Source organism: Bradyrhizobium sp. (assembly GCF_016213215.1).
In the GTDB taxonomy this organism is placed as follows: Bacteria; Pseudomonadota; Alphaproteobacteria; order Rhizobiales; family Xanthobacteraceae; genus Bradyrhizobium.
On the sequence record NZ_JACRAW010000008.1, the window covers coordinates 117,174 to 135,079 of the forward strand.

Annotated in this window: 11 protein-coding genes and 1 pseudogene; 6 read left to right on the plus strand and 6 right to left on the minus strand. The window is 60.2% G+C overall.

All coding sequences use genetic code 11. The features are described from left to right. Window positions 1-15: 15 nt before the first annotated feature. From HY852_RS02425 to asnB, 5 genes are all read right to left on the minus strand, one after another. The gene (locus HY852_RS02425; protein WP_291602336.1) at window positions 16-1,344 is read right to left on the minus strand and encodes a glycosyltransferase family 4 protein; all 1,329 of its coding nucleotides are present in this window, start codon (window positions 1,342-1,344) and stop codon (window positions 16-18) included. Window positions 1,345-1,503: 159 nt separating this feature from the next. Further along, window positions 1,504-2,772 (minus strand): nucleotide sugar dehydrogenase, encoded by a 1,269-nt coding sequence (locus HY852_RS02430; protein WP_291602337.1) that lies wholly within the window; start codon window positions 2,770-2,772, stop codon window positions 1,504-1,506. Continuing rightward, the gene (locus tag HY852_RS02435) at window positions 2,769-4,442 is read right to left on the minus strand and encodes an alginate lyase family protein (RefSeq protein WP_291602338.1); all 1,674 of its coding nucleotides are present in this window, start codon (window positions 4,440-4,442) and stop codon (window positions 2,769-2,771) included. The genes HY852_RS02430 and HY852_RS02435 overlap by 4 nt, the downstream gene beginning before the upstream one ends. Before the next feature lie 101 nt (window positions 4,443-4,543). Next, the gene (locus tag HY852_RS02440; protein WP_291602339.1) at window positions 4,544-6,712 is read right to left on the minus strand and encodes a bi-domain-containing oxidoreductase; all 2,169 of its coding nucleotides are present in this window, start codon (window positions 6,710-6,712) and stop codon (window positions 4,544-4,546) included. A 54-nt stretch (window positions 6,713-6,766) separates the two neighbouring features. After that, window positions 6,767-8,683, minus strand: a complete 1,917-nt coding sequence (asnB, locus tag HY852_RS02445; RefSeq protein WP_291602340.1) for an asparagine synthase (glutamine-hydrolyzing) — start codon at window positions 8,681-8,683, stop codon at window positions 6,767-6,769. Window positions 8,684-8,825: 142 nt separating this feature from the next. On the opposite strand from asnB, the gene HY852_RS02450 reads away from it, so the two are divergent. The 4 genes and pseudogenes from HY852_RS02450 (at window position 8,826) to HY852_RS02460 (ending at window position 13,569) form a co-directional block, all read left to right on the plus strand. Further along, entirely contained in the window at window positions 8,826-9,827 is a 1,002-nt protein-coding gene (locus tag HY852_RS02450) for a glycosyltransferase family 2 protein (RefSeq protein WP_291602341.1), read from the plus strand. Between the two features lie 143 nt (window positions 9,828-9,970). Continuing rightward, on the plus strand, window positions 9,971-11,518 hold the full coding sequence (locus HY852_RS02455) for a hypothetical protein (RefSeq protein WP_291602343.1): 1,548 nt from the start codon (window positions 9,971-9,973) through the stop codon (window positions 11,516-11,518). Window positions 11,519-11,793: 275 nt separating this feature from the next. Further along, window positions 11,794-12,120, plus strand: a pseudogene (locus HY852_RS27885) (Wzz/FepE/Etk N-terminal domain-containing protein); the annotation flags it as partial. A 60-nt stretch (window positions 12,121-12,180) separates the two neighbouring features. Continuing rightward, complete coding sequence (locus tag HY852_RS02460; RefSeq protein ID WP_291602344.1) at window positions 12,181-13,569, plus strand: AAA family ATPase; 1,389 nt, start codon at window positions 12,181-12,183, stop codon at window positions 13,567-13,569. Here the strand turns inward: HY852_RS02460 and HY852_RS02465 are convergent. Further along, window positions 13,539-14,882: a polysaccharide biosynthesis/export family protein gene (locus tag HY852_RS02465; RefSeq protein WP_291602345.1), complete on the minus strand. Its 1,344-nt coding sequence runs from the start codon at window positions 14,880-14,882 to the stop codon at window positions 13,539-13,541. The genes HY852_RS02460 and HY852_RS02465 overlap by 31 nt on opposite strands. Before the next feature lie 547 nt (window positions 14,883-15,429). Here HY852_RS02465 and HY852_RS02470 point away from each other — a divergent pair. Beyond that, a complete protein-coding gene (locus HY852_RS02470; RefSeq protein WP_291602346.1) occupies window positions 15,430-16,626 on the plus strand; it encodes a hypothetical protein in 1,197 nt (398 codons plus the stop codon). A 37-nt stretch (window positions 16,627-16,663) separates the two neighbouring features. Then, window positions 16,664-17,896, plus strand: coding sequence for a glycosyltransferase (locus HY852_RS02475; protein WP_291602347.1), 1,233 nt, complete (start codon window positions 16,664-16,666; stop codon window positions 17,894-17,896). The last annotated feature ends 10 nt before the right edge of the window (window positions 17,897-17,906 follow it).

Sequence of the window (17,906 nt, forward strand, 5' to 3'; positions counted from 1 at the left end):
TCATGCACTTCTATTTCAGCGCATGACGCTCGACAGCTTGCGCTCAAAGCGCGCCATCGCCAACATCTCGGATTCGAGCGCGGAGAACGGCTTTTCCCAAGTCCAGTAGCGCTCGATATACTCGCGTGCGCTCTTCCCTAAAGCCGCCCGCATCGCCGGATTACGCAGAAGCGCGACGACGGCATCGGCAAATGCCTCGGGACCGGCGGCCTCGAGGAGGTGCGTTCCGGAAATTGCATTAATCCCCTCATTGGCGACCGGCGTTGCCACGACCGCCTTGCCGCAGGCCATATACTCGATCAGCTTGTTCTGCATGCCGGCTCCTATTTGTACTGGATTTATGCAGACCGTCGCGCGAGCAATGTATTCCGCAGGATCGGCAACCTCGCCCGTCACCGTAATCGCGTCGTCGAGAGCAGCAAGACGGACGACCTCACGCGCCGGCCGCCGACCGACAATGAGCAGACGCACGCCCGGGACCTCCGCTCTTATGTGCGGCCAGCAATTTCTGGCGAACCAGGTGATCGCGTGAATGTTGGTATTGGTCCCCATCACGCCGGAGAAGACCAGCGTGGCTGGATCGCCCTCGATGTCCGGACGCGGACGGAATCGGCTCGTATCCACGCCGTGCGGAGAAAGAACGTAATTGCTTATCTCCGGCACCGACCATTCGCGACAGGCCAGGCGAATTTCCTCCGCGTCTCTCTCGCTGATGAGGACCGTCCTGAAGAAATCGCGCCATATGTTGGCCTCGTATCGACGTACCAGGCCCTGCTCTACGGCAAATATGATCCTATCTCGTAGCCTTCTGGAGTTTTGCGCCAGCCTGCGCGTGTTCAGCGATTGCGACAGCTGCATGCCGAGAATTGTGGGAGGGCGGCCTGCGTCGGGTTCCGCGTCGGCGGGGCAGACCGCGCGGAGCGCCTCGGCGCTGCGGATGTAATAGGCGTAGGCGATGTCGTATTGCCTCAGCGAGATGGCTTGCCGGACGGCCTGTATATGAGCGCGATTGGTGAACCAACCAACCTGCATCGGCTTGCCGGCTGCGACGGCCCGGGCCGCCCCGAGCATGCTGCGTGCCGTGGATTGTCGGAACACAAGGAGTTGACGGCAGCGCTGATCCAGCCAGGCCCGCTGCTCAGGCGTAGGCTCCTCTCCGGTATCAAGCGTGAACAGGTCCAGGACATGACCGCGCGCGGCCAGGAACGAAATGAGGTGCGCGACAGTCAATTGATCTGCACGGATCATCGGTAACGGCAACCGGCTGCACACAAGGAGAATTCTCAGCCGATGGACTGCTGGCCTGACTTTCATGGATGAGGGAAACATTGCGTTGGGTGGCATGGCTCTCCCCTGACCGGTGTCGGTGTCGCCGTGAGATTCCGGATCGCATGCCCGCCAGTCCCGCGCGCCTTATCGAATGCACAAGCCTCTCCGCGGTTCCTGGCGACACCCGCGATAGTTCGACACCCCGCACAAATTCAGCTGGCGAGAGGTCGCCGCCTAGAAGCGATAGAGATTGAGAAAGCGCTTGTCGGAGGGCAGCTTGACGCCGGACATCGGCTTTCCGAGTAGGATCAGGTCTGCTCTTGCCGCCGCGCGCCGGAAATCTGTAACCAGAAGTTCCGGAAGTCGCGCCAAATGCAAGTCTGCAAAGGCCAGGTTGGCGCCGACGAGTTGCTCCGGCTTCAGGTCCGGTTCGAACAGAGACAGCTCGTATCCTTGCTCGAGCAGGGTCGCGGCGAGTTCAACCAGCGGACTTTCGCGGAGGTCGTCCGTATCTGGCTTGAACGTAAGCCCCATCTGCAGGATGCGTGTCCCCTTCGGCGCGTGCGCTACAACCAGGCGCGCGATAAAGGACTTGTGGGCGGTATTGCTGGCGATCACGCTTTGCAGGAGCGGCACGTCCATTCCGTTTTTTCGTCCAAATGCGCCGAGAGCACGAACATCCTTGGGAAGGCAGGATCCGCCGAACGCATTGCCAGGACGCAGATAGTAGGGCGAGACGTTAAGTTTGGTGTCCGACAAGAAGATGCGTGTTACGTCTGCCGGGTTGACCGCACAGCTGAGCGCCAATCTCCCGACTTCATTGGCAAACGAGACTTTGAGCGCGTGGAAATAGTTGTCCACGTACTTGACCATCTCCGCCACCGCAAACGGCACTTTGAATACGGGCGCATCGATGCCATCGTAGATGCCGTACAGATCCTGTGCTGCGCCAGGAAACCGCTCGCCCACGACGATCTTCGGAGGGTTGAAGTAGTCTGCGATGGCGGTCGATTCGCGCATGAATTCCGGATTGTACACCGGCTCATACCGCTGACCTGGCGGCTCTCCTGCAGCCGCGCTCAGTTTAGGCATGACCACCGTTTCCATGGTGCCAGGCAGCATTGTCGATCGGAATACGCACAGCAGCGGCCGGCACTCGGGCGATCGTTGCCGAACCGCCCTACCGATTTCCTCCGAAACCGAAGATACGTACGACAGCTGGAGCGAGCCGTCCTCACAGCTCGGAGTTCCGACGCACGCGACCACGACATCCGCGTCCGCGAGCGTACTTCCCAGCGTCTTGGCTGCCGTCAGGCGGTTTTCGGCTCGAGCCTTCGCAAAGGTTTCCTCAACCCCGGGCTCTTTCACGGGAGAGCGACCCGCATTAGCGATCTCCACCTTTTGCGGGTTTACGTCAACGCCGACCACCATCGCGCCCTTTCGCAACATGCAGGCGGCCACTGTCACACCGACGTATCCGAGCCCGCACACGACGATTTTCATGGCAAGTGTCCCCGGCAGTGCGCAAGCAAGGTTCTTGCTATGCCGCAAGCTTGAAGACTCGTTGCCGGTACCCGCTCCTTCCAAATCCACAAGGTCGCCGCGACAGAACCATCGTCGTCCGGTACCGGATGTATGGATATGCTGTGCGCAGATTCCGACTCCCCGAATTTCGGCCACCATTTGTCGCCGACGACCTGATGTCGTTTTCCCAAAAGCACGTTGAGGCTCACCTGCACCCCGCCTGCTGCGAATGCGCCGGAAGGCAACGCGGACCACGTTCCCGGCACCAGGAAGCGACCGCGTGCACGTGCCGGTTCAACACCGCGCCAAACGTCTATGATGAGCAAAGCGCACCCGGGCCACAGTCCGACCCAGCGGGCCACATCAGCCCCCACTGGACGAAAGCCGGTTTGATATCCCGCCGCCCACAGCGGCACCACACTGCCGAGGGTCGGATCCTCCAGAGGAAGTGCCAATCCCCGACGTCCGACACGGAAGGACCCCCAGAACTCGATGGGCTCGACGTCGATGACGTGCGGTCCGTTGTGACGGCAAGCGGATCGGCAATGATCCCGCGCAGGCCCCTGGGAGTATGTTGGCACACCGGGATCGACGAGGAACCGCTTGCCGGCGACCGAGACTTCAACACTGAGGAAATCCGCATGCGCGTGCCCCGGATTGGAATCAGGACCGCAGGGTCCGCAATCAAAAATGACGGCATCGTTCTGGCCGGACAGTCGAACGTATCCTGTTTCCGGCAGCGCGACCCGGCCGTCCACCGCCGGTGGTGCAAGTTCGCTAGCCGATGGAGCCTCGCCGAACCACGAGTCGTTAAACAGGCCAATATCGCCGTCCGGGTGGCACATGACGCCGAGGGCCGACTGCATCGCTGAAATGGCTGCTTCCAGCCAAGGGGCATTGGCCGAGTTGGCGGCCTGCAACGTTCGCAGGTCGACCAGACATAATGCGTGATACATCGGCGATCTTTCGGCATGGCCGCCATCGCTCAGCACGACCTGATCCAGCGTCCGTCGTATCGCGCGGTCCAGGAATCCCAAGCGGGTCGTGTTCTGCCCGAGGGCCGCGCGATACAAAGAGAGCGCCACGTAGTTCTTCAACAGGTGATTGAACTGGAGATCACGCTCCAGATTGCGCAGGACGAATGCAGCGCAGAACTTTGCGTGTTCGAGCAAAGCCGCAAGATCATCCGAGTGGCGCCCGCCCGCAGCACGAAACAGTGCGTATCCCGCAAGCAGGTTTATCAGGCGGTGACTTGCAGAATACGGATGCCAAACGTCTCGAAAGACGCCCGGAACGTTCCACTGGTTCTGGGCCACGAGGCTGTCGATTGCCCGACGTATCATGGACACGTCCCGGGCAGCGCCTCGGGCGAGGAGTGGTACGGTCCAACCCAGATACGACAACGTCATCCGCCAAAGGCGATTATTGCCCTCGCCCATCTCGACGCGCCAGGCGATGCGATCGATCCCGCCGAAATCCATTGACCTGCCGAGAAACCGGAATCTCCCTTCTGCGATCTCCGCAAGCTGCGCGCCGTGAACGCAATTCTGCAGACGGAGAACATGTTCTGCCGCGTGAAGCAGGGGATCGCGGAATTCTGGATTCGGAAGCTCCCGAGCTGTTCTTTCAACCAATCGATGGAACAGCATGGGATACCTTCCGGCTATCGCCCATCGTCCGCGCGACCATGCGCGATAGTACAATTGCTCTGCACTCAGGTAGCGCACCGTTCGGAGTGTGCGGCCGGGGTTCATAGAGACACGACCGATCCGGTTCGAAGCGATTCGACAATGGCAATCGTCGCCAGGCTCGTTTCCACAATCTCCGATTCCGGAACAGGAGCGCCGGCGTTTTCCACGACCGCAGCGACGAACGCCTCGAGCTCGCCGCGATGACCCTTGTCCTGCTTGAATCTGCTCGACTGGCGTCGGACGCTGCCGTTCGCGGCGATCTCCAGCGTCCGGAAATTGTCGACGGTGGCGACCGTGCCGCCAGCGTAACATTCAATTCTTTCCTTGCTGTAGGCTGGATCCCCGAGTGCCGTATAGACCAGGGTGCATAGGCTGCCATCGCCGAAGCGGATCGCGACGGCGACGTCCTCGCACAGCCCGCGAACAAGACGCGTGGCATCAGCTCGGACCGTCATAATCGGCACCCCGATCAGGAACCGGGCCAAGTCGACGAAATGACACAGCTCGCCGAGGATGCGGCCGTTCCCTTCATCCGGTTCTCGCTGCCAGCTGTCTGCTGCGAGTTGTCCCGCATTGATGCGCATGAGAACGCTCTTTGGACCAGGCAACGGCACCAGGTGCCGACGCAAGGAAGCGATCATCGGCGCAAATCGCCTGTTGAATCCGACTTGAAAGAATGCGGAAGACCTATTGCGAGCCTCTACGACGGAATTCAGTTCGTCGCGCGTCAACGCCAACGGCTTTTCGACCAGGACGGCTTTGCCAGCGGACAGCGCGCGAGCGGTTAGCGCCGCATGGGTACTATGCGGCGTGGTGATGACAACTGCATTGATCTCAGGATCATCGAAAACTGCGGATTCGTGAGTTTCGCAACGGCGAAAACCAAATTTGCGCTGGGTGTCCTCAGCCGAAACGCCGCGCTGCGTCACAACTGTATGCAGCATCACCTGCGGGTGCCGGGCCAGTGTGGGCAGCAATTTCGATCGCGCGAAAGTCCCCGCGCCGATCACTCCCAGGGCACAGCGGCCTGGTCCCGGATTCGGGCCAGACCGTATTTCGATAGCCGGGATCGGCGCGGCTATTCCGTCCTGATCAGCAGGATATTCTATCACAACCCCCAGATGCGGCTCCGCTCCTTCCGTAACCAGTTCATAGGCCTTGGCCGCATCCTGGATCGAGAACCGATGCGTCGTGAGTGCTGTCGGGTTGAGCCGGAGCGTGCGGCTCGGACTCATCAGACGAACGCACTCGGCCAGATTGTCCGCTTCGGTCCAGCGTATCCAGCCGACAGGATACTTCACATTGCGCTTTTCAAAGTCGCTGTCGTATCTTCCGGGCCCGTAGGACCGCGAGACGACGACCGAAAGCTCTTTCTTCATGAACTCGCGATACGGAAACGCCGTCCCCGTGATCCCGACCAGGCTGATCTTCGCGCGGTCACGCGCGATGTCCGCCGCCGTGTCAAACGGCTCGCTTGAGCGTGTGGCGGCGGCGATCACGACGCCATCGCAACCGACACCATTGGTCTGAGCTCCAATGAACTCAGAGGGACTGCCGTCAGCGAGATTCCAGGTGAATTCGGCACCGAGGGACCGGGCCAGAGCGAGCCTTTCGGCGCTGTAATCCAGGCAGACCACGCGGCACCCGTGGATCGCAAGCAGCTGAGCGGCCAACTGACCGACCAGACCCGCGCCGATCACCCCGACGACATCACCGAGCTTCGGTTCTAGAAGGCGGACGCCGTTGAGCGCTATGGATGCGAGGGTTCCAAAGCACGCTTCGAAGTGGGACACGTCTTTTGGGACAGAAGCTGCGAGGTTGCCTGGAGCAACATTATACTCAGCGTGATTGGCGATTCCCGCTCCCGCAATGGCCACCCGATCGCCAACCTGGAACCTGCCTTCGAGCCCAGAGCCCACTTCCAGAACGACGCCTGAGGCGGAGTAACCGAGCGGTAATGGCTCGTCGAGACGCGCTCGCACGGTATCCAGGGTGGCCAGGAGTCCGTCACGATGAATTTTGGCCAGCACCTGCTTCACCAGGTCGGGCCGACTCCTTGCCTTCCCCACCAGGCTCCGTTTTGCAAATTCGACGACCATGCGCTCTGTGCCAGCGGAAATCAGACTGGCCGCCGTGCGAACCAGGAGGTGCCCTGGCTTCCCGCGCGGCACAGGTACGGCTCGCACCGACAAGGCGCCGGTACTTGCACTTTGGACGATCTGTTTCATCCTCGTGCTCCAGCAAAAACCGTTGCTCTGATGTGCGGGCGCGCACTCTTGGGACTACGCAGCATTTCTCGCATCCGTACTCGCGAGCGACGGCCGGAAGCTCAGCTGACGACACCAGATCTCGATGCACACGAGGGTGAAGAGGACGAACGCCACGTCGCTTCGATTCTGGTCGAACGCGTTGCGCAACCTGGCGACTGCGGCAGGATCGAAGAGGCCTCGCTCCGTCACGACGCGCGGCGATGTCATTTCCGCAACCAAGCCGCGCGCTGGACCGGCCATCCAGGCTCTGAGAGGCACGCCAAAGCCTTGCTTCGCACGCCTGAGAACACCCCGATTCAATCGGTCCGACATGGCCTTCCGCAGGATCCGTTTCGTTTGCCAGAGCCCGATCTTTTGCGAGACCGGCACGCGCATCGCAAACGCGACCAGCCGGAGGTCAAGAACAGGCACGCGAAATTCGACTCCCTCCTGCATGCCCATCTTGTCCGTATAGTTGAGATTGAGGTCCGGCAGGAATCCGTGAAGATCCAATTGCAGCAGTCGTTCCACTGGATGCAATTCGCGCGTCTTGCCCAGCAACCGGCCAAACGGGTGGCCATGACCGTCGAACGGCTGACCTGGCGCTACCAGCGACTTCAGCTCTCCCGCCGGCCAGCTCGAGAAGCTCATCGCATCCGTCAGCATCTCGTCCTCGCTCAAAGCCAACAGCTGACCAAGGCGGCCAAGCCGACGCCCAAGGACGGAATTACCGGGGAAGCCGCTGATCAGGCGCGATGTGGCCCGACGCGCGTAAGGGATCTGATCGAGCGCCGCCCAGATGAATGCCGCGACGTGCCTGCCGTATCCCGTGAAGAGATCATCTCCTCCGGTACCCGTCAGCAGGACCTTGACGCCGTGTCGCCTCGCTTCTGCAGCAATCATTCGGGTTTGCAGGGCGGCGAAGTCGCCGGTCGGCTCGTCCAGGTCCCAGAGCATTTGGGGAAGCTCGCTGACAAGCTGCGCCGTGGTCGGCACTTCGACCAGCGGGACCTTCAACCTTCTTGCCATCTCACGTGCATGGACAACATCGTCCCCGAAGTTGTCGGCATGGTTGCGGTCCTTCGGCACGCTTGCACAGAATGTGACGATGCGAGCGGGATCAGTCGCTCTGCACATCGACGCCACGACGGCGCTGGAATCGACGCCTCCGGACAAACAGGCGCCGATGGGCACGTCGGCGACCATCTGATCTGCGACAACGCGATCGAACAGAGTCAGCAAGGCCGCTGGTTCAACTCGCTCGCGGCGCGGCGGCGGGAGGGGAATCTCGTAGTATTGCCGGATACTCACCCGGGCATCGGTATCGATCCAGGCGCAATGACCGGGCCGCAGCTTCCGAACAGACTTGAGCATGGTGGAAGCAGAAGATGACCAGACGAATGCCAGGTGGTTCGCCACCGTCCCCACATCGATGTCGCGAGCCACATCCGGACACAGCGTCAATGCCTTAAGCTCTGACGCAAACAGAAACCCGTGGGGTAGCGCCGCATAGTACAACGGTTTGACGCCAAGCTGGTCGCGCGCAATGAAGAGGCGCCGCAACGCGCGATCCCAGACCGCAAAAGCAAATATGCCGTTCAGCCGGCCAAGGCAGGACTGGCCATCGGATTCAAACAGCCGAAGAAGCACCTCCGTATCGCTCCTGGTGCGAAATACCACACCGGCGTTCTCGAGTTCACCGCGCAGTTCCTTGAAATTGTAGATCTCGCCGTTGAATGAGAGGACGTACCGCCCATCAGCCGTATGCATTGGCTGGTTGGCGGCAGTACTCAAATCAATGATCGACAGACGCGTGTGGCCAACCGCGAAATTCGCCTCCCGATCCCGCCAGATGGCGCGGCCGTCTGGGCCACGATGATTGATCTCATCGAGCATCGCATCCAGCAGCCGGTCGCTCCACGGACCGAGGAAACCTGCAACACCGCACATGAAGGGATGACCCTTCCCAACCCGAATACGCAACGCACAGTCCGCACGTGGGTTGCATCAGTCCGGAACGAAAGTACGATGCTTGGAACCTGCAGCCGTCAGCAGCGTTAGCGCGTGGGTTCCCGAAACCGGAGCAACGCACGTGGCCGATTCTGGCGCTCGCGAAGGCGTGACCGTGATCACAAAAGGCCCGGCCTCGGGATTGTCGCTCACCGCGATCATCCTGACTTACGATGAAGAACTGCACCTGGAACGCTGCATTCGCAGCCTCACGCCTCTCGCGCCGCGCATCTATATCGTCGATTCCTTTTCGACAGACGCGACCGTCGAGATCGCCCGGAACCACGGCGCCGAGGTAGTGCAACGAAAGTTCAAAAATCAGGCCGATCAATTTCAATGGGCGCTCGACAACCTGCCGATCGATACCGATTGGGTGATGCGGATTGACGCAGATGAGTACATCTCGACAGAGCTCGCATCGTCGATGAAGGAACTCATCCCCCGTGCGCCGGCTACCGTCTCCGGCTTCTACGTAGACCGTTTGGTCGTGTTTCTGGGGCGCCCAATTCGCCACGGAGGCTTTTACCCGATGAAGGTCCTGAAAATCTGGCGGACGGGACTTGGCCAGGTGGAACAGCGTTGGATCGACGAGTACTGCGTCGTCAAGGAGGGACAGGTGGATTACTGCCCGGGGGACCTGATCGACGAGAACTTGCACGACCTGACTTGGTGGACGGACAAGCACAACAAATACTCGAGCCGGAGGGTGATCGACCTGCTCGACCGCGAATTGCAGCTGGGCCTCTCGCAGCATGCGTTGAGCGGCAAGATGTCCAGGCGACAGGTCATTTACCACAGGGTCAAAACCAGGATATATCCCGCTCTCCCGCCCTACCTTCGAGCTTTCGCGTACTACCTGTATCGCTACGTGTTTCGACTGGGGTTTCTCGACGGGCAGCAGGGTCTCGTCTTCTGTTTCCTGCAGGCGTTCTGGAACCTATTTCTGGTGGACGCCAAGCTCTATGAGGCCCGTCGAATGATAGCCTCGAAGGGACTGGAGTCGTTTATCCAACATTTGCGTGACGCGCAGGGGCTGGACCTCCGCCCTCCTCATTGGGAAAGCGAATCCCGCCGGAGCGCGTAGGACGTGTTGCTCGCGTCTGCATGCCGTGCCTTTCCGCCGGTTGGAAACGGATGCCCCGGAAATCCGGACGGACGACTGCGGCTATTCAACGTGCCCCGGCCGGGAGTGCCCGGAGGTGAACGAGAATCCAAGGGAGAAATGACATGAACCGGCGCGCCTTGCTCACGTTAGCGGCTTCGGGCGGCCTTTTGGGCTCAGTTCGTGCGCAGTCAAACCAGCCCGAAAGCACTGAAGCTCGACTAGACGTCCGGAAATTCGGAGCGGTCGGCGATGGTGTACACGACGACACGAACGCCTTTCAACGGGGGATCGATTACGCCTGCAACAACAAGATGCAACTGCTGATTCCCGGAACGCCCCGATCATATTTGATCTCCGACGCACTATCCATTCCACATGGCAAGCACGATTGGGCGATCACCGGAGAGGCAGGGCGAGTCACGATCACGCAGACCGCCGACAACAAGCCAATCTTCCTGTTTTCAAGCCGTGGTCACGATTATCGTGATACGACCAACCGTGCTTTCAGCGTAAGAAACCTCCGAGCGGCGTGGTCGCGCAAACAACCTATTGCGAACAAGGACTCCAACATGTTCCTGTTCGACGACGGCGGGTACGCTGATTTTCAGATCGACAATTGCGAGAACCACAACGGCTGTCGACTGGTCTCAACTCGGGAAGTGCAGGCGCCCGGTCGCCAGCTGAATGTATGGGGATGTGTTATGTCGCACCTCTTCAGCGGTTACGAGGCGAGTGGCGCAGCCGTTCGCCTGAGGACCAACCCGGTCGAGGGAATGCCGAATATCCTGATCTCGCACGTCTACGCGCTTCGGCATGCGGCGGAAGAGGAACTCATTCACCTCGCGGGTTGCGCAAGCGTCAATATCGACAATGTCGAGATCAACTTCGGCCGCGGCCCTCAGCTCGTCTGCTGGGGCGGAACGACGGAGGTCAACGTGCGCGCGTGGCGAATGGAGCAATGCACAATAGCCGACGGCCCGCGGAATGTCATTTTTGACCTGAGCGGCAATGGCCCGACTCAACAGGGCACCTACCGTTTCCAAGGCGTTGAGATGCGATTCACAACCATCGACAGCACGCAGCCGCACTCCGTATTCAACGCCAGCGCCGGGGCGGAAGTGGTCATCGACGGCTGTCAGGAAGTTGCGACCAGACACAAGTCGGGTGCGCTTACCTTGGCCACCACACAAAATGCACGGGTTCAGTTCCGCAGTGTTGCCGACATTGTTTCTCCCCATGTCTTTCTGTTGGACAACCCGCATTTGACTGACGTCAGCTTCGCGACCACGGAAGTGTTTCGCTTTTACAAGAACAGCCTGACGTCGGGGATGGATCGCGTGCCGAACGACTCACCCAGCGCGTTCAAGGTCCAGGCTGTGGCGGCTGCGGGGTGGATATGGGCGATCGAGGTCAGCCTGGACGCGGAGGTGACGGCCGGACAGATCGAGCTGGCTCTCCACAAGAACGGACGCCCGATCGATTCCGGAGCGATGAAGCTCGCCATAACAAAGGGCGCCAGTGGCGTGAAGGCTGCGACCGTGATCAAGAACACCAACCATCCGGATTATCGTGTAGCCCCCGGGGATCGGGTTCACTTCGAGATTTCGACTAGCCAATCGTTTGCTGGCCCGAAGAACGCGATCTTCAATCTCATCGTTGCGAACATCTAGGCGGCGCTCGCTCGTCACGGATCTCTGAACCGGGCGCGCTGAGAACTCGGAGGAGGTTCGCGGGAGGCCGTTCAGGAGCCTTTAGCCTACGACAGGTCGGCATGAACGGGACTTCCGCGCCACCGCGATTTCCCAGCCAAGCGGACATTTGATCGCGGTTCCCCGGCGCCTTTTCGTTTGGCAGCATCGGCCAGGGGCGCCTCCGTAAGGAACGCGGAACATTGGAACATGAAGGGCGTTAGTACGCGTTTGGCTCCCACCGTTTTCGGCCCTAGATGTTGCAAGCCCGCAAGTCGGCAGCTCTGCTCGGCGACGTGGAACAGCCCCCCGCTGTTCCAGCGGCCGAGATCCTCAGATCCGGCACCGCCTTTATCCGCCGCAACCTACGGGTGATACTGGCATTTCTTGCACTGACGGTCGGATCATCCGCTGCCTATCTCCTTTTCGCTACCCCGCGCTTCACGGCGGAAGCCGTTCTATACATCGAGAAACCGAAAATTCGCCCTGTTCAGCTCGATTCGGCGAGCAGCGATAGTTCTGTCGATTCCAAGACGGTCGACAGCCAGGTCGAGATCCTGAAATCGGATGCAATCGCAGTGTCCGTTATCAGAAGCCTTCAACTGGCGGAAAACGCGGCTTTCATGAGGACGAGGACTGCAGGTTTGACTGCCGAACAGGACGCCATGCGCGTCCTGCGCCGAAATCTGTCAGTGTCGCGGGTCGGCCTTTCGGCGGTCATCAAGATCAACTTTACCGATTCTGATCCCCGGCAAGCCGCCCGAATTGCGAATGCCGTCGCCAACGCGTACATCGAAAATCGGATCAATGCCGCTAACCATGCCGCAGAGACCGCGACCAATTGGCTGGAAGCCCGGCTGCGTGACCTTCAGAAGAAGGCGGCCGATGCAGAGAAGCAAGTCCAGGAATTCCAATCAAAGAATGAAGTTGACGAGCAGGCAAGGCTGACGGAGCTTCGGGCAAACGCAAGGACGTACCGAAGGCTCTATGACAGCTTTTTCGAGCGGTACGCCGAATCCGGTCAGCAGCAGTCATTTCAATTCGCCGAAGGTCAAGTCGTCAGCCAGGCTTTGCCGCCGGCCCAGAAGAGCAGGCCGAGTCCCGTCTTCGTGCTGCCGATTGCGGTATTCGGCGGACTTTGCATCGGCCTTGGGGTTGCGGCCTGGGCGGAACTGTCGGATCGGACGTTTCGGACGCCCGAGCACGTTGCGGAGCGGCTGGAGACCGACTGTCTCGGCGCGCTCGAGTGGATCCAGAAGCCCTATTGGCGACCGCTGGACATGCGCATGTGGCCCCGCAAGAAGACAGCAGATCCCAAACTTATGCAGTCCGAGGGCATCCTCTCCTATGTATTGACAAATCCGACGTCACATTTCGCCGAAACAATCCGCTCGATAAGGCTGTCGTGCGATCTTCTCCTGCCGGATCAGCCGTCGCGGATCGTCGGATTCACATCCGCGCTCGACAGGGAAGGCAAGTCGACCGTTGCCGCGAATTTTGCGCAGCTCGTCTCGCGCGCGGGACGCAGAGTCCTGCTCGTTGATGCGGACTTTCGCAAGAGGACGCTGTCACGCTCCATGACCCCGCGTGCCTTGAAGGGCTGGTGCGACTTGGTCCTTGGGGGCGTCGCCATCGAGGAAGTCCTGCAGATCGATCGCGCGAGCAAGATGCACTTCTTCCCTCTCGTGGAGATGCCCGGGCCGTTCGAGGCGACGGAGTTTCTGACATCGGATGGCGTCCGTACGATGTTTGAAGGGCTGCGGCAGCGCTACGACTATGTTATCGTGGATTTGCCGTCCCTTGCGCCGGTCATCGAGGTCCGGGCTTCAACCGTGACGATCGACGCGTACGTGCTGGTGGTCGAGTGGGGCAAGACCTTGACCGAGACGGTGCAATGCGCCTTGGCTTCAGCGCAAGAGGTGCACCACAAGCTGCTTGGTGCGATTCTGAACAAGACCAATCTTGGCTCGATGCATCGCTATACACCCCACAACAGCGAGTGCTATTTCCGTTCCCCACCGGCTTCTCTTTGACCTTCGTTGCCCGCCGCGGGTGATCCAGACTCAGTGAATTTGGGCAAGCCCTCCAGTCGCAGCCGCACCTCGACAACGTCGCCCGGCATGAGTCTGGTCTCTTCGTTGGCAGTCATGTTGCCGAACGTGTCGTTGTCATTTCTGTACACTTTGATGTCTGGCTCACGACCGGCTCCGCGGGCTAGTTGAGATCGCACCACACCCGCGTACAATAATTTGTCGCCGACCGCCTGGAGTCGAGCCCGGATCGTGGCGAGTCGGACGTTGGCGTCCTGTAGTTTTGCCAGCAGGTTGTCCCGCCTCTGGTCCTGCACGCGCTCCAATCGTCTGGCGAATTCGCTGCGCTCGCGCTCCACCTGGGCTATGAGCGCGGTCGTCTGAAGCACCCGAGTGGCTGAAAACAGCGTCAGCCGGCGCGAGTCCGAGAGCCGCGTCATGGGCACCAGCCCTTTGCTGAAATTGGTCTGCACTTCCTTGAATTCGGCAGCGTCAGTATCCGCATTCTTCTGTTCGGTCTCTCGTTGATGCTGAAGCGTGGCAATTCGCTCGTCCTCCGCCTGGACGGCGTTCTCGAGATACTGTTTTTCCTTCTGATGATCGGAATTGTCGACGCTGAGCCGTTGCGCTTCGACGTCCACGATCTTCGACGTCACCCCCGATGGAAGCGGGAGATCGTCCAGGTTAGCTTGTCCAAGGGCGGTCTTCCCATCGAGTTCGGCCTGGAAGCGTTCAGCCTGGGCCCGCACCTTGGCGAATTCCGTCCACAGTTCATAATACTCACCGCGAAAATCCGATGAGTCCAGAAAAGGGTCCCGTCCCCTGAACCGCATTGTGTCATAGCCCCCGGCAAGCGCGATGGCCTGGCGCACGGTCATTCCAGGCCGATATGCCTGTGTCCCTGGATTGGCCACGTCGCCATTGAGGTATATCGGCCGATATTCAGCCACCGTCAGACTAACCTCGTCGGGAGAGACGGTGACCACCTCGTCCCGCGACGTCAGGCGCCCCTGCTGATCCAGTTCGCGGGACCGAAAAGCCTTGGTTGAAAAGATCGACTTCACCTGCTTGCGCAATTCGGCCACGCTGAGGCCCGCCGCCTTGATATCCCCGATCAATGGAAATGAGGCCTGGCCATTCAGATCGATCATGACCCGATGCCGCAAATCGCGAATTCCGACTGCTTCGATCTCGAGCACGTCGCCGGGAGCCAGAAGGTACTCGCAGCGCGCAGCGACCGGGGCGAGCAGAACCGCCAAAATCATCGAGACTCGCCAAAGGTCATACAGGAGCTTGGGTAAGCTCATTGTGTTCATCTGCCCTCCACCATGGCCCGGGGATACTGCCGGCTACAACGAGACCCACCGGCCCGGAGTTCCTCTGCCCGAGTTCCATTGAAACCAGCCGCGACAACGGCTTCGCCAACCGCCGTTCGAACCTGAGGTTGAGGCGTCGCCGAGCGCTCAGTTTTTAAGCCCTGAATTCCGACGCAAACCGCTCCTCGAGGTCCTCGGTCGGAGGGGAACCGATCCCCACCGCCTCCGTTTATATGCGGCAGGTCCAAGCTGAGATCCGTTCCAACTGCAGCCCTTGGCCATCTCGGACCAGTTCAGCCGCCCGGGGGGTGATCCGGTGCTCTCAACGTATGCCGGAAGGCACATGGACGCTCCAGCGCGATCAAGCGCGACCGCTGGTCCTCTTGGCAGAAAGCACCTCCGCGTAATCTTGTCCGTCGTCACGCTACTCTCGATCTTCTGGTCCATCAATCTTTCGGCCTCAGGGAGTCTCCTGTTCCCCTACGCTGCGGCGTTCGCAACGTCCCTTGCCCTGATCTGTCTCGAGTTGCGGCGGATCTCGACGGGGGTGGTCGTCGCCGCCGGTCTGCTATTGACGGCAACCGTGGCGTTCTTCGCTTTGTCGATCCCGTACGCGGTCGCCCCGTCACGTCGCCTGCTCTCGCTGGCGCAGCTGTACGTGGCCCTCATCACCAACTGCGGCCTTTTTCTCGGACTATCTTCGCTGGACTCGCGCACGGTTTCCCGCGTGTTCCTGTCTATCGCTGTCCTCATCCTGGTCGTCGCGACATTGGAGGTGCATTTCGGATTGAGGCCGTTTGTCGACGCAATCCGGTCGCTGATTCATCAGGAGTATTACCGTGACACAGCCCGAGACTTGCAGCTCTACGGCGCCGTGCGACCGACCGTCTTTGCCTCCGAACCTTCGCTCGTCGGCATCTTCTGGGGCCTGTCTCTGTGCGGGTGGCTGCTCGCCGATACGGACCGTTGGGGGTTCAGAAGGCTTGTTGTCGCTGCGCTGCTGACCGCAGCTGCGATCTTTGTGATTCGCTCGCCTACCATATTCTATGCCGTTGCCATCTGCGTGATCGGGCTGATCGTTCACGGCTTGAGAAGGAGCGCCAATCCCGGCGTGCGATTGGCCAAATCGGCACTACTGTTTGCCTGTTTCGTCGTGACCACCACCTCGACCTCGCTGCTCATGCATGCTGGCGACGAGTTCGGAGGCGTGATCGAGGACATAGTCAAGGGAGACAGCTTCTACTCTCGTCAGATTGGACCGCACCGTCTTGCGTCCAGCATGGCGGATACGAGTCCCTTCTTTGGTTTCGGATTGGGAGGCGATGCGGAAATGGCGCCTTACGTGATGGACGCGTTCTCGCCGGTCATCGAAAACATGATAGCGGGTGCCAATGCGGCGGACGTCGACAGCGTTCCGGGCATGGCGATCAATTTCAGCGAGGGAAAGACGAGTCATCTGCTTACAAACTCGTTTTGGCAGTTCTGGATTTCATTTGGCATTCTCGGAGGCGCCGTTGTCGCTGCCCTCGTGGCACTCGCGCTGGCAAATCTGGGCGTGAGCGAAATTGGCTTTGTGCTGCTCGGGGCGACGCTTATGGGGCAAACTATGGGAGGAGTCGTCATCGCTCCGGCGTGGACTCCCCTATTTGTCATCGCTGCTCTTACGATTGGCTGGACGAACGCTCGCCCTGCGGGCACCGGCAAGTCGGCGCGCAGCGCTTCCCGACGGCCTGTAATCGGGTGAGCACTTCCAACCAGCCAGCGATTTAGGACGCGACGATTTGGAGCGCGACATGCATGGAAATCCCGTTCTGGAGATTGCCGGGCGACTTGCGCATGATGGTTCTTGTCGGCCGATCCGACTTGCATTCCTTTGGGCATACTGGACCGGCTATATCGACGCGACCGTGCAATACCTTCGGTCCGAACATCACGTGATGGTCTTTCGTGCGCGTCAGCACGGACACGTCGGCAGTCTGAATGGCCAATACAGGTTTGCCGAGGAGAGCTTTGGGCCGGTCGAGGCCGAATTCACCTACGGCGCTGAAATAGAACTTGACGCTCTCGACCGTGCCCTGCGCGAGTTCGAGCCGGACGGGATCATCGTTCTGTCATGGCGCAGGCGCGCCTATCGCCAGTTGATGAAGCGGTGGGCGGGGCGGGCCGTGCGCGTTGTGTGTCTTGACAGCCAATGGCGCGGCCATTTCGGAGCTCTGCGAAGCAGGAGGGATTTTCCGCTTCTTCTGAAACAGTGGGGAGGACGGGCGCTGCGGCGACATTTCTTCCACTCCGTGTTCGACGGCGCTCTTCTTTGCGGTCCCAAATATGTCGACGGTCAAGGAGGTCCTGCGGCGCGGCAGACGAGACAGATGAAGTTCGCGCTCAAAATGGGCTTTCGTCCTGACGACATTTCTGAGGGCTTTGCTGTTTGTGATTGGCACACGCTGGCGCCCGGACGGCATCCCACCGATGTTCGCAAACGGAAGAAATTCCTGTTCGTGGGCCGTTATGCGCCCGTGAAGGGCGTTCCAGTCCTGGTGGAGGCGTATCGGTTGTACAGCCGTCACAGCCGGGACCCATGGCCACTGATTGTTGCCGGTGACGGGCCCCTCAAGCATCTCTTTCCCGGAGTACCCGGAATCCAGGACATTGGATTCGTCCAGGCCAAACAGCTGCCCGAGGTCCTGGCGGATGCGGCGTGCCTCGTCCTGCCCAGCATTCTGGAGCCGTGGGGTGTCGTGATTCAGGAGGCTGTTACGGCGGGCCTGGGAGTAATCTGTACAGATGAATGCGGAGCCGGAGACGTGTTCGTGCAGCAGAATGTCAACGGATTCATCGTACCGACAGGTAACGTCGAGGCGCTGGCAGGTGCGATGAGCACATTTTCCGATTCCGATGATTTCCTCGAACGCGTCCCGAATGCGAGTATCGAGATGTCGAAACGGCTGCTGCCATCAAGCTTTGCTGAAACCGTCATACCGTTCGTCCAGACACGACGGAAGTTCGTCTCATGAGGACAGTCCG